General features: G+C 30.4%; 5 protein-coding genes. 1 reads left to right on the top strand and 4 read right to left on the bottom strand.

Features of this window, described 5'->3' with window-relative positions; genetic code table 11:
• From dltA to ACKI5C_RS03100, 4 genes are all read right to left on the bottom strand, one after another.
• Positions 1 to 8660: D-alanine--poly(phosphoribitol) ligase subunit DltA (gene dltA / locus ACKI5C_RS03115; protein WP_407431770.1), on the bottom strand; the 8660-nt coding region annotated here is incomplete at its 3' end.
• Between the two features lie 467 nt (positions 8661 to 9127).
• A complete protein-coding gene (locus tag ACKI5C_RS03110) occupies positions 9128 to 12340 on the bottom strand; it encodes a C1 family peptidase (RefSeq protein WP_407431769.1) in 3213 nt (1070 codons plus the stop codon).
• Positions 12341 to 12811: 471 nt separating this feature from the next.
• Entirely contained in the window at positions 12812 to 13393 is a 582-nt protein-coding gene (locus tag ACKI5C_RS03105) for a hypothetical protein (RefSeq protein ID WP_407431768.1), read from the bottom strand.
• On the bottom strand, positions 13381 to 13605 hold the full coding sequence (locus ACKI5C_RS03100) for a hypothetical protein (RefSeq protein ID WP_407431767.1): 225 nt from the start codon (positions 13603 to 13605) through the stop codon (positions 13381 to 13383). Before ACKI5C_RS03100 ends, ACKI5C_RS03105 begins: the two co-directional genes overlap by 13 nt.
• Positions 13606 to 14244: 639 nt before the next feature.
• Between ACKI5C_RS03100 and ACKI5C_RS03095 the strand changes: the two genes are divergently transcribed.
• Positions 14245 to 15438 (top strand): hypothetical protein, encoded by a 1194-nt coding sequence (locus ACKI5C_RS03095; RefSeq protein ID WP_407431766.1) that lies wholly within the window; start codon positions 14245 to 14247, stop codon positions 15436 to 15438.
• Positions 15439 to 15595: the final 157 nt, after the last annotated feature.

The raw sequence follows: 15595 nt of genomic DNA, 5'->3' as shown, positions 1-15595 counted from the left end.
ATCTTATTCTGACCGAATACCTTTTCAAATGCGTCAACAATATCCTTTTCTACTTTGTTTCTTGGAGCCACATATTCAGCACGCAAACTGGTCAGATTGATTTCAGGCAAAGCACGCTTATCTACTTTACCATTAACGTTTAAAGGAATTTCGTCTAATTTGATAACATATGATGGAACCATGTATTCTGGTTTATGTTTAGAAACATAATCGCAAATTGAATTTTTTAACTCCATTTCATCCAAATCATTGTTTACAACAACATAAGCGACAATTTCATTATTTGTATCGTGTTTTATTGTTTGTACAGTAATGTCACTGACATAATCTATTTCACGGATGACGGATTCTATTTCGGATAGTTCTACACGGTTTCCTCGGATTTTAACTTGACTGTCACGGCGACCCACAATAGCTAATGTATTATCCGGCAACATCCTTACCATATCGCCCGTACGATACATTATGCCACCATCAAATGGATTGTCAACAAATGATTTAACCGTTTCTTCTTCACGGTTTAAATATCCATCAGCTATTTGATGGCCTGCCAAGTATAATTCTCCCACAGCGCCACAAGGTACACGCCTGCTTTCCTGGTCTAAAACATAAGCTTTGGAGTTGTAATTTAAAATACCAATTGATGTATCATCAGTTTTTTGGGAGATATCTATTGATGTGATAAACGCAAATGCTTCTGTTGGTCCGTAGTCATCCATTACAATGTAGTTTTTTGGTCTTTCGAATTCGCCTAATTTCTCTCCTCCTACTGATAAAACCTTCAATGAAGTATTATTAACACTTTGCATGAATAGTTTACTTACTTGGGTAGTTATGAATACATGCCCAACATTATTTTCAATGAGGTATTCATTTAATTTATCCATATCGTATTTGATGTCTTCAGGTATGATGACTAATTGAGCACCAGAATATAAAACTTTGAATATTGATTTATATCCTGCATCAAAACCAATTGACGGATACAGTGCATAACTATCTTCATTGGTTAAGTTTTGAGCATCTGTATAATGAGCAGCTAAATTAAGAACAGATTTTCTAGTGATTTTTACACCTTTTGGTATGCCTGTAGTACCACTGGTATAAAGAATACCTGCCAAATCACCATAAACAACGGGCAAATCTGATAAAGTACCAATATCCTCTTCAACAATACTAGAAACATTCACAAAAATTCTATCGCTAGATAAATCATGTAAACGATTATAATTATCATTATCAGTAATGATAACTTTTGAATTTGAATCTTTTATCATGAATTCAATTCTTTTATCAGGAAGATTATTGTCTATAGGAACAGGAACGGCACCAATAGACAATACTGATAAAACATTGAATAAATACCATTCAGAACGTTCACATACAAAGGCAACACAATCATCAACATTAACTCCAGCTTGTTTTAATAATTCAGCAATCTTGAATGCAATAAATGCACACTCTGCATGACTATAAAGATTATTATTCATGGACACTATTGGTCTATCCGGATATTGAGCCAGATTATCATTAAAAGCATCTAAAATATCATCATAAATCAGATTATGTTCTGTATTGTTATAATCATCCAGCAGTTTAATATCTTCATTTGAAGTATAATTAATGTTGCTTAGCTTATTTGCATTAAGTATTCCATGTAAAATCAATTTATATGACTGTATGAAATGATTAATAAAATCGCTGGAGTATTTATCGCAATAAATTACATTCAAATAGTATTTACTGTCTTTTTTAAGAACTTCGAATGTTAAATCAGCATTTAAGTCATTCATATTCCTTAAAATACCTAATTTTTCATAAACTTCATGTATGTTATTATCATCAGTATCTATCCATTCCGGAATGAATTGGAATAGAATATTGGCGTCAATATCATGTTCATTAGCAAGTAATCTAAATGGGTAATAGTTGTAACTCTGGGCTTCATAAACTAAAGAAGATATGTACTCAATAAATGATGGAATATCTCTATTATTACAATCTACCAATAGTGGAAGTGTATTTACATACATGCCTATGGCATTGTAATTATTAAACCTACTCCTTCCATTATCTATAATGTTGAATAATGCTTTGTCATTGCCTGTGAATCGAGATAATGTATAAGCGAAAACACTTGTGAATAGCACATTTTCATTAATGTGGGGTGGGTTTAAGAATATGCTACCGTCTAAATCCAAGTCGATTTGGGCTGAGCTAGGTCCGTCTGCACCAATGCTATCTAATAATATTCCTGCTTCATTACATTCAACAAGCATATTATAATAAAAATCATGGGCTTTAATGAAAAGTTCAGATTCCTGAATTTTCTGTGCAAATGCTGAAACCTTTAGAAATGAATCATCAATTCCAAGTGTTTGTCCGTTAAGAATTGCTAGCAAATTCTCTTTGAATATAGCACATGATTTTGCATCACAAATGATGTGGTGGAAGGCACCGTACAAATCATATGAGTCATCATTTTCAATGACCAAAAATCTGCACAGACTGTCATGCAGATCAAATGACTGGGTTAAGAATTCTATAATAAAATCATAATCAACATCAGTCTCGACAATAATCTGTGGTTTGGAATTCCTTACCATATATGGAACATCATATTCATCACTAATGCACATATTTAAGATAGGGTGGACTTCAAACATTTTATTTAATGCATCAGTTATTTCATTTAACTCATAATCATTTGAAAATTCCATATATGTTGGAAGAAGATATGCATCTGTTTTCTCATTTACAACAATGTCAAGGTAAATATTCAATTGAGCTTCATTTAGAGGACATCCGGAATCTATTGAATAAACCTCTAAGTCAAATTCAACATTATTTTTATTAATGTTATCTGCAATTGCTTGAGGGGTATGTAAACTTAAGATATCTCCTGCAGAAAGGTTGTAATCTCCAAGTATTGTCAATAATTTAATTGCTGTTAAGGAGTCCCCTCCAAGTTGTGTGAAATCATCATAAATACCAATCTTTTCACGGTTAAATACTTCTTCAAATGCATTGACGATATCCTTTTCTAATTTATTTCTTGGAGCTACATATTCGCTTCGTAAATCATCTACATCAATTTCAGGTAATAAACGTTTATCCACTTTACCGTTCACATTCAATGGAATTTCATTAATTGGAACAACAAATGAAGGAACCATATATTCTGGTTTGCATTGTTTTATATAATCTTTAACATACTCAATTATGTTTCCTTTAAAATTAGGGGCAACTACATATGCAACTAATTCATTATTTTGGTCGTTTTTAACTGTTTGAACAGTTACATCATTAATTTCATCAATGTGTCTTATTGTTTGTTCAATTTCAGATAGTTCAACACGGTTTCCTCTGATTTTAACCTGGGAATCTGCTCTTCCTATAATGGCAATGCTTCCATCATGTAAATATCTTCCCAAATCACCGGTTTTATACATTATATTATAGCCCTTGATTTTGCCATCGAATGGATTTTGGAATAACGCCTTTTCGTTTTCTTCAGGATTTTTAAAGTATCCTTTGGTTGTTTGATATCCGGATAAATAAATTTCACCAACGGCACCTAATGGAATTCTTCGCAGTTCTTTATCTAAAATATAAGCTTTAGTGTTCCAGTTCAGCATACCAACTGATGAATCATCCAATTTTTTATCAACATCAATAGAAGTAATGTAATTGGCTTCAGTCGGTCCATAAACATCACTTAAAATGTAGTTCTTTGGAGGAACAATGCTACCCAATTTTTCACCTGCAGTTTGCAAATACTTCAAAGACGTGTTGGATATTGTATTAACAAATAATTTTGCTATTTGGGTTGTAATTAAGGTATGTGTTACTCCATATTTGATGAAATACTCATTTAATTTATAAATGTTTAGTTTAATGTCATTTGGAACATATGTTAGTGACCCGCCTGTAAATACTGATGCAAACTGCTCTAAAGAAACATCAAAACCAACAGAAGCGAAAATTCCCAAAACATCATCTGGTCCAAATTCAGTGCTTGCAACATAATACTCTATGAGATTTAAGATACCTAGATTAGTCATCTGCACTGCTTTAGGTTTTCCTGTTGTTCCTGATGTATAGAGAATACAGGCTACATCATTAACGCCAGAATCAACATAATCCACATGACTTGATGTTTTAACATCATCCAGCAAAGATGAAATGTTGATTATATTTAAATTCAGATTTGATTCATCATCAATTTTTTCGGTACGTTTTTGGAATGTGTCTGTTACAATTATGGCTTTTGTTTTTGATTGCCTTATCATGAACTCAATACGCTTATCTGGAAGGTTTTCATCAATCGGAACATAAGTAATACCTTGAGATAAGCAGCTTAAGGCAGTTATGAGGGTCCAATGACTACGGTCGACAAAAACAGTAACAGTATCATTAGCTAAAACTTCATGTTGCTTTAATAATGAATTTAAGCTATTTACAATATATGCAATTTGAGAATATGTATAGCTCGCATCATCACTTAATGTTAAAACATTGTCTGGATTTTCAATCAATTGGCTATTGAAAGCATCCAAGACACAATCATATTCTAAATCATGATCTGTCTCATTAAAACTGTCTAAAAGATTTAAATCATCATCACCAGTATAATTAATCTCTTCAAGTTTATCAACATTGAGCATTTCCTGTAAAATTATTGTATAAGTTTTAGTAAATCTCTCAATGAAAGCGTTTGAGTATTTATCTGAGTGTAAAATCCTGATTCCTAACTTATCATCATCAGCATCGAAAATAAAGAATGTCAAATCACCTTCAGGATCATGTTCTAAATCATTTACACAATATCCATATTCATCTTTATCCAGTAAAGTGGAAAACAGATTATGGGCATATTGGAATGAAATGTCAAAATTCAAGTCAAATTCATTAGCCAATAAACGGAAAGGATACATGTCATACTTCATAACAGTATTTACCAAACCACTGGAATATTCTAAAAAGGAATCAACAGCTTGATTTTTGCAATCTATGATAATAGGTAATGTTTTGACAAACATTCCCACTGATTGGAAAAGGTCAATGTTACCCCTACCGTCTTCAAGAATATGGAAAAGAACTTTGGAAGAACCTGTAAATCTGGATAATGTATATGCAAAAACACTTGAAAAAAATTGATTACGGGTAATGGAATGATCTTGTAAAAAACCATTCAGTTCATTTCCATCAATATCAAACGTATTTATATAATTAAATTCCGCATCACCACCAATGCTAGGCATTAATTCCTGAACTTCATCCCTATCAGCCAGCATATTGGTCATGAAAGTTTTAGCCTCATCCATATAATCTGAAGGGAGATCTTCCTCAAATGAAATTTGTCTTAAAATTCCATCATCAACAAAATCAACATTTTTACCATCTAATATAGAATATAAATCATTTAACAGAATATTGATGGATGAACCGTCGAAAATCACATGATGAATATCCATGCATAACTTGGTAGAATCCTCTTCAACCATTATTAAAAATCTGGATAAGCATTTTTCCAAATCAAATGGTCTTACAAAAGATTGAATATCATTTAAAGATTTTTCTTGGATTTCCGGTTTTGCATCGAAAATGCATGACGGCATTTCGTCTTTTCCAAGTATTATTCTTCCTTTTAAAATAGGGTGCACATCAAGCAATTTAATTAAAGCATTTCTGATTTGGTCAGCAGAATATTTATTATTGAATTCAATTATAAACGGATTGTTATATTTTGTTCCCATATCGTGAGTCATTTCATCCAAATAAACATTTAATTGAGATTCTAACAATGGACATCCTTCATCAAAAGTATATTTAACCTCATTAATACATGATGTGCCTTTAAAATTAGATTTGATATAATCACTAATATTATTCGGTGTTGAAAGTTCAATTATCTCCTGTGAGGAAATGTTTGCATAAAATTTTTTTCTTAATAAAATTTGTAAATTCATTGCAGATAATGAATTTCCACCCAATTCAACAAAATTATCATCAACTAAAACCAAATCAGCATCTAGAACCTCTTTAAATGCATCAACAACACCGGCCAGCACCTCATCTTCAATATCCATCTCGGAGTTTACTTTGGACATCTTTTTCAATCTTACCTTGTCTATTTTACCGTTCATGTTTAGAGGAATCTCTTCCAATTCCATGAACAGTGATGGAAGCATATAACTTGGCAATTCATCCATTAACTTCCCCTTAATAAAATTAATATCTATTTCAGCATTTGTTGTGTAATATAAAGCAAGAGTGTCATTTTCCACATCCAAATAAACATTATCAATTTCAGGAATGCCATTAACAATATTTAGAATTTCACTAGATTCAATACGAAATCCTCTAACAGACAACTGGTCGTCTTCACGACCAATGATTTCAATATCCCCATCAAAATTATAAAAACCAATATCGCCTGTACGATACATTATTTTATTTTTTTCACTGTCACAGTAAGGATTATCTACAAAAACTTCATTTGTCAATTCAGAGTTATTGTAATATCCAGGACTTATATAATCACTTGAAACACAAATCTCACCGGGAACACCAATAGGCATCTGATTGGCATATTCATCTAAAATATAGACATTCGTATTAGTAACCGGCCTGCCAATAGGCAAATTATCATCTTCGATGTCTTTAAAATCATAAACTTTGGTAACTCCAAATATAATTTCAGTTGTACCATAAAAATTTATTAATCGAGTGTTTCTTTCCCTTTTGCTTAACTCTTTTAATTTTCCTCCAGCCAAAACAAGATAATCCAATTTTATATCACCACTTTCCAAAATTGGAACAGCAAGGGCCGGAGGTAAAAACAGACTGTTCATAGGATTCTCTTTAAGAATTTTCATCAATGATAAAATGTCTTTCTGCTCATTCTCATTGAATATCCTGCAGCCGCCGCCAAAAAGAAACGCAAGAAAAATCACATAAGATGCAATAAAACTAAAACTCAAATAACAGCCAATAATCTCACCATAAGAAAAAGAAAAAATATTTTTAAAGGACTCGAATAATCCTGTCACTTGATGATTGGTGACTTTTACTCCTTTAGGAAGACCAGTGGTGCCTGATGTAAACATGATGGAAAATAAATTCTCACCAGTAGCCATTATCTCAAAATCAACTTCACCATCAGAATTTAAATCTTCAATACAAATCGTATTCAAATTAAAATCAAATTTGCCTGCAATATCTTTATCAGTGATAATGCATTCTGCTTCAGAAATATCCAACATATGTTCAATACGCTTGGCAGGATATATTGGATCTATTGGAATGAAAACCGCCCCTATCTTATTTAAGGCCAAAACCAATTCAGGATAATGATAATTACGACGCAATATCAGACCAACATGACTGTTTAAAGAAATATTGTAATTTTTAAATAAGTCATTTGCAATGGAATTACTGGATTTTTCAAGCTCACCATAGCTAACCTGATTTACACCATCATCAACAGCAATTGCATCGGGATTTTCAAGTGCATGCTGACGGAAATATCTGGCAATCAATAAATCTTCATCAACATCCGCATCTTCTCCTTTGCAGAAATTGGAAAGTAATTTTTTTTCGTTATCCGAAAGAATGTTGACCTCATTTAAGAGATAATCTGGAAACTCAATAACATTATTAATCATGGATTTGATATTATCTGCCATGTGCTGAATGTAAATATCTGAGAATAAATCTGCATTATAAACAATTTCCAAATAGTCATTATAAATATTCAATGTCAAAGCGGAATCATCACCGTTATAAATGCATATGTTTTCATTTAAGTTGGAAAAATCATAAATGGAATAATAAGACAAATCTTCATCCATAAAATTCTCTATGCTTATTTTAGTATGGCTGACTGCTTCATCATAAATGGAAGTGAATTGATGTAAATAATCCACAAATCTGCTGTCACTATTCAAATCAATTTTTAAAATTGTTTTTAAATCAAAACCTTTTGAAAGAATACTAGTTTTCAACAAACAACCCTTTTGTCTGTTTATACGGGAAATATACAGTGAAAAGACACTTGCATAAAAATTAAATATGGAACAATCCTGATTGTTAATGAAACTTGAAACAGATTCCGCATCAATCTCAATTTTATGGCATTTATAATTATTTGATTTTAGATTATGGAATTTTACGTAATCGCTTGCATTTGATTTGATATTTTTCCAATAATCAGAATCATTATCATAATCGGAGGAATTCAAGTAATTTTTTACATCTTTATAAACATTGATTAAATAATTTTCGTCACGAACATTGTCCACATCATTAAATAATTCATAAAAATCATTTACTGAGGAGTAATTGAATATTGAAGGATGAATAATTGCTAAAACTGTAAATTTATCCTTATTCTTTAAAACAAGAAACTTATATAAAAAAACATTGAAAGTATCTTCAAAAACAAAATTAAAAAAAGAGTTTGTAATTATTTCAATATTCTCAGAATCTAAATTAGAAACATCCTTAATCTGATATTCCACATCACTATCAATGAAAAATATGTTTGAATCATCATCGAATTGGAAATTCAATAAATATTTAACATTATCAAAAAAATCATTTAGCAATTCATCATTAATGAAATCAAATTTAAATTTAACTGTACAATAATTCAAAAAAAATCCCCAATTTATCTTAATATATATAATTTTGATATTATAAAATATAAAATTTATCAATTTTGTCAGATATAAACAGGGGGTTGTGATTTAAACATCATTTAAAAATAGTTTTTGAAAATGAGAAATTATTTGAAAATAATGTAATTCAAATAGTCAATAATTAATATATGCCAACACCAACATGAAGCTGGTCAAAAGGAACCAGAAATAGCACAATCTGGATTTGCCATTGCTGATTGGTGAAGTTAATGAGGGTGATGCTGTAAAGGAAGTCAATGAACCCAGCTATATTGATGTACAACAAAGATTATTTTAAAATATTTCGTTATGGTTAAAATTTTTCAAAAAATTTATGATATTATGCAATTATTTAGAAATTATGTGTTTTCTTAGGTGAAAATGAAATTTTTAAAAACTTCTTGTAAATAATCCAAAAAAATAAAAAGAAAGGATTAATTAAATTAATCCTTGATTGTAATTGTGTTTGCGATTTTCATTCCGTCATATTCGGAAGTGATGATGTACTCGCCTGCCATGAGGTTAATGTTTAGTTTGGCTATTCCTTGGGAATCTGTGTATCTTATGTAGAGAACTCCGTTTATGTTGAATGTTACTGCAGCTTTATCCAGAGGTTTTCCTTGACCATCAATGACTGTTACGTTGAATGTTGAGCCGTCTTTATATGTCATTTTCATATCGGTTGCGTTCATGGTTGGCAATACTGTAATGTTATATGACATCATAAGTCCGGTTAACGGATCGATTGCGGTTAGGATGTATTCTCCAGGGTTTAGATTGATGTTTAATCTTGCAGTGCCGTTTTCATTGGTGGTTCTATTGTAGAATACTCCATTGATGTTCATGGTAATGTTAATTCCACTAACTGGATTTCCTTTACCATCAATAAGGTCAATGTAGGACTGTGAAGCGTTTCTGAAGTATTTTACTAGATTTTCAGCTATTAATGTTGGCAATACTGTGATTGTGTTTTCAACTGTTGTGCCGTTGAATGTTGTTTTGATTGAGTAATTTCCCGGTTCTAAGTTAATGGCTATTGTTGCAGTTCCGTTTTCATCACTGGTTCTGGTATATGTTACACCATTGATTTCAAAGGTTACAGCTTCGTTAGCAACACCAATTTCTGCAGTAAATTGGGAATCATTTTTATAGATTTTTACTAAATCTTCAGTGTAGAAAGGTAAATTTTTAGTATAAACTTTTATAATTGCTGATTCATTATTTTCAGATAAATCTGTCCAGTTGTTACCATCATCACTTACAAATGTGACATTTGGTTCTACATGACCCCTTATTGTACTCATATACATACTATTGCTTTTAATCATCACTGAAAATTCATCCCCCATCTTAATTGGGATGCATTTATTTAAATTAATGGTTGAATATCCATAGTAATCGCTTATGCCGCTTTGATTGTATACATTTTCACCATTTATGAATATTGAAATTTCATAGGGGTTATTATTATTAAATATTGTTCCAACAGCTGCAATTAATTCATTTTCTTTTGCAACATATTTGTTCATAAAATATGTGCTGTTCTTTGTTTTATAATTTGTACTGATTTCATGTTGGTAAAGTTTATCATAATCTTCAGTATTTTTCAAAATAAATCCCATAGATTCAAAAACAGTACAGAAAGATACATCATAATATGATATGTAGAAATATCCATCATCTCCAAATTCAGTTCCCCAACTGTTTTTTATGATGAATGCTCCATTTCCCGGAGCGGTTGTAGGGAAGTATGAAGCAGGATAATCATCATCCCATCCAACAGCACATACTACATGATTCATAGTTATATTTTTGTTATTGTAATATCCATATGTTGTAGTGTTTAAATATTGGTCATCATGGAAATAATTTACTGCTATACCTCCATATTTAAGTATTGCTTCTTTAATTCCATTGTTATCTGTTGAATTTTTTCTTCCTGAAATAAATAACATATCTTTCATATGCAAATCCTGTGGAGTAGCAATTAAAGGAGATATTTTTCCAAGTTCGTCATAAGTATCAAATTCAGTAGGTGACACACCAAGCCAACTGGAATAATAGTTCGCTGCTAAAAATACGTTTCCACCTTCATCAAAGATTTCTTCACCGTATTTTGAATATTTTAACATAGTATTTTGAAGGTTATTTTCTGAAAAATCATAAGTAATATTGGTAAACCTAATTAATGATGATTCTAGTGCTGCTGTTACACCAAACGCCCAGCAAGCACCCATAGAGCCCTGATTTTTAACAGGGGAAACCCATCCCCAATCACGTAAGTCAAATCTTTTTGGAAGAGTCACCACATTTATCGTGTTGTTTATCAAATCAAATTTCATTTGGGATGATTCAACAGTCAATTCGTAGTTTGTATTGTTTAGGGATAATTCATCATTTGTGAAATTATTACCTCTTTCTGTATATGATTTGTCATATACTGTGTAAATACTTACACCACTTTCTGCAGGATTATTAAAATAATTTTTGGATAAATCTATTTTGCAGTCATATGCATAAATTGATGAACCTTCGCTTGCTTCGTTATTTTCAAAAGTACAGGAATCTATGATAATTTTTCCCAAATCAAAGTAGCATGCACCTCCATTTGAAAAATTTTCATAAAGTCCTCTGTTTGAAAAAAATCTTGAATTGGAAATATTGACTTGATTTGTCCAGGAAGTATAAATGGATCCTCCATCAAATGCTGCTTTATTTAAAGTAAAGTTTGTATTGTCAATAACTAATTTTCCTGCTAGTTGAAGGTAAGCTCCACCAAATTCTGAAGAACAATTAATGAACTGGGAATTCATAATTTTAATAGTTCCGTTACCTTCTCCTTTTTCACCTCCAACATCGGCAAAAATTGCCCCACCATTTTTCCCGGAGCATGTATTGATAAAATTAGAGTTTTCTATCTCAACTTCGTCGAAAAGTAATTTAACTCCTATTGATCCTGCTGTCATTATTGCAGTCAAGTTATAAAAATCAGATTTTTTAATTTTTATTTTACCTTGAACAGAATTAATCGCAGTTGAATATTTGGAGGTTGCATTTGCAAAAGTTGTATTTTCAATGAATAGTGAACAAGCAAAAATGTTGATAAAACCCCATTTTAATTCAATATCACTAGTGAAAGTTCCATTTTTTATGTTTGTTTCTCCCTGACTATAGATTGCAGCACCTTTGACACAATAATTATTGGTAAATTTGTCATTGATACTCTCATACTCTCCCAAATTTAGAATGGCTCCGCCGAACTCACTGGCATTATTATTTTCAAAAGTTACATTGTTAGTTGTAAGTTCAATGCCGCGATTGATAAAAATACCTCCTCCATAAACAGCTTTTCCATTTATGATATTAAGGTTTTTAATTGTCACGTTATTTCCCATAATATTAAATATTCTTGTTTGGCCGTTACCATCAATTGTGTGTCCGTTACCGTTTATAGTAAAATCATTTTTTTCTATTGTGATTCCATAACTAATGTTTGCATCAGTCTCATTATTATACACATAATCTTGCGTTATTTCTACACACTCAGTACTTAAATTAATTTCATCTTGGAGTGCTGTAAAGTTCCCTTCAGCCGAAACAGCACTAATAGAAATGAATAGTACAGTCAACACAAGAAGAATTTTTATTTTCTTCATTTGTTTATCCCCTATATTAAAATTGTGTAGATAATCATTAAGTTTCAATAAAAATATCCTAATGTTCTACATTTAAAATTATTATATTTTTATATAATAAATATTATTAAAGTTCTATAAAATATGAACATTATTCTTTAATTCAGATAAAAAATTTAGGGGTGTGAATTTTTTTTTAGTTTTGGGAATGGTATGGGACAATTCTAAAGTGAAGACAGTCTGCCTATACTTCAATAGAATTTGTCGTCAATTGATGAAACTTGGTTGCTTCTTTACCTATGAAACAAAATTCACTAAAAAGTAGTGGATAATTCCGCTACTTTTTTTTACCATTATTTATACAAAAATCAAAAATATAGTAGATAATTTCACTATTATTACGCCAACAGTATATGGGGCTAGTTAAAAGGATAACTGGAAGTTGCACAATCCGGATTCATTCTTGCTTAGATGGTAAAATCAATCAATACCCTAATTTTTCTTAGTTTGTTCTTCTATTCTATCTAATTTATCATTTATCTTATCTATTTTTCTGTTGAAATGATTAGTTAAAATTGTGGCAGTTAAGATAGCTGTACTTAGGCCTGATATCAAATAACCTCCCCAGGCTAAAAACAGTGAATTTAATTTCCCGGAAATGGTTTGTCCTGAAATTGCATATCCATTACTTGTAAATTGGTTTGTAACCATGACAATGGAATCCAAGGGGTTGACTGATTCAGAATATTGGGTTATAAAAAAACTGATGAAGATTATTAAAAATAGCAGTATCACAGTTATTCCCAATCCATTTTTTTGTGCATGATCTATAAATCTCTTGTAATAATAATACATAAAGTAGATAAGTATGGGAATATGTATTAAATCAATCAATCCGATAAGGGATTTTCCGAATATGATAAATGTTTGTGAACCGAAGGGTATTAAAAATAGTATTAATATCTTATTTTTATGGGGTTTTTTATCTAGGGTTATTGCAATATAGAGTGAAAGGGCAATGTCAAATATTGAAAGATAAAAGTTGTCTGCTGCATAAAAAATTATTTTATACAAACGTCAATAAAAAGCAGTCCCATCATTACCATGTAAAGCAGTTGTATTAAAGTATCCTTTTCCTCTTCGGGAAAGTATGTTTTAATTTTATTCAATCGTTGATTTGAACTATTTTTTATTTTTCCATATATTTTGTCTCCAATTATTAATAAAATTAGAAAAATAACTACTTCTATTATAAAATATACTATTCCAAGTTCAACAGTTTCCATTTTTGAACCACCAAATATAATTTTTAATTTAATGTATTTAATAATTTATCTTTTAAAGATATGGATGTCTGGTATTTTGTGGCGTTTGTTGGTATTAGATTAATTTTTGGAGTGGAAATTAAGATTTCTGATGCATTAACTGATTCTCATTAGAAATTGAGATATATATTGATGCCCAACAAAAATTAATATAGATATAAGATTATTATTTTGATTTTCTTTAGTTTGAAATTTATTTCTAATTTTTATATTACTTTTCATTAACTGAAAAAATATTAATTTTATTAAATCCTTTTGTTATTCTCCTAAACAGTTTTTCCTGCTAATAGGTATTATTAAAATCATGCAAGCAAGTCATTGCATTCGATAATGCTTATATGTGGTCTGAAATATATTGATATATATATATGAATTTTGTCAGATTTACTTTTAGGAATTATATGTATTTGGAGGCGTTATTATAACATTTAAGTTTAAATGTTTTAAGCCAGCATTGTTCTTATTAGTATGTATTTGCATTTTTATTAGTGTGTCTTGCATTTATGCGAGCTCCGTAAATAATGTTGCCGATGATGAGGGTACCATTGATTTAAATAATGATAATAATATCATTAGTCCTGATTTAATCAAGTAGACAATTTGCCGATTTCATTAGAAAATAATACTAATGTATCTATAGAAAATAACACAAATGATGTAGTTAATAATCAACTTCTTTGTTTATATTCTGCAGACGGTCATTATGAGAATTCTGTCGAATGTGGCATGTTTGTATTTACTGAAAACTGTTTATTTAAAATCGGTCAAAATGATATAACAAATACTTTTGAATTAGTTAGTTGCTCTAAAACAACTAATCATGATGTCAAAATTCTAAATTTGACTTTCACAAATTCACAACCAGATGAAATGAGTATTTCTGATGTTGGATATTTGTGTAGTAATGTGATGAATGCTATTTGTTTCGGTGATAGTGTAGCTATTTCAGATTTCGTACTCTCCAGTATTGCTGCAACGGATGTTGATGCAAGTAGTGGAAGTGGAAATAATCTGGTTTCAGATAATAAGATAGTTTTACAGATTTCCGCTTTTAGTATTGTCAGTGAAATCCATTTGAATGGTGCAAATAAGACGATTTACAATATTTGCTGTGTTAATAACTCTATGGGATTGCCCGAAGAATCACCATATAACCGTAACCGTAATGATATGAATATCTCTCCATCTTTTGATAGGGATTTTTCAATTTTCAATGACTCTGCTATTAATATGGGCATGAATCATTATAATTGTAGCGATAATATTGAAGATGTCTCTATGAATATGGTTGGTATGGTATCTCAATTCATTTTAGATAGTAATGTTAGTGCTGGCCCTTATATTGTTGGGAATAATGGCTTTGCATTAACCGTAAACGAAACATTGTATGAATTCGATTTAGGCAATTCTAAAGATGTTATGCATGATATTTATACATTTTTATTTAAATATAATCCTAATGCATTTTCATTAGTTAAAAATACATATCACTGTAATAACCACCGTCAGATTTTTGGCATAAATCCTATATATTTATTAGAATATGAGGTCAATATTGCTGATAATTTTGCTTGTTATTATACTGATAAATTTTTTAATTCTATTTTTTCTAATTTTTTCCTCACCGATTGCACTCCTCACCAAGATTATATAAATACTATTTTTGAAGATTCATATGCTATTTGCTGTAATTTTTCAGGCATTTGTTTTGGTATATGCAATTTAACTGGATTTAATACAGGAGTTTCTGCAATTTTGTTTGTTGAGGATGAAAATGGGGGAGTAATTACTTAATGAAGATATCTCATTTGGGTTAAATATAGATTATAATTATCATAACAATTTTAAAAAAAGTATAATTATTGATAGACGTGAAAAACTATGAAAGCAAAATTAATGTTTTTAATGGCAATTATTTTAGTTTGTTTATCCATTTCTAGTGCTTGTGCTA

Origin of the sequence: Methanobrevibacter sp. (genome assembly GCF_045646045.1) — an archaeon.
Lineage (GTDB): Archaea > Methanobacteriota > Methanobacteria > Methanobacteriales > Methanobacteriaceae > Methanocatella.
Note: the sequence above shows the minus strand (reverse complement) of the source record. Positions and strands in the feature narration are given on the sequence as shown.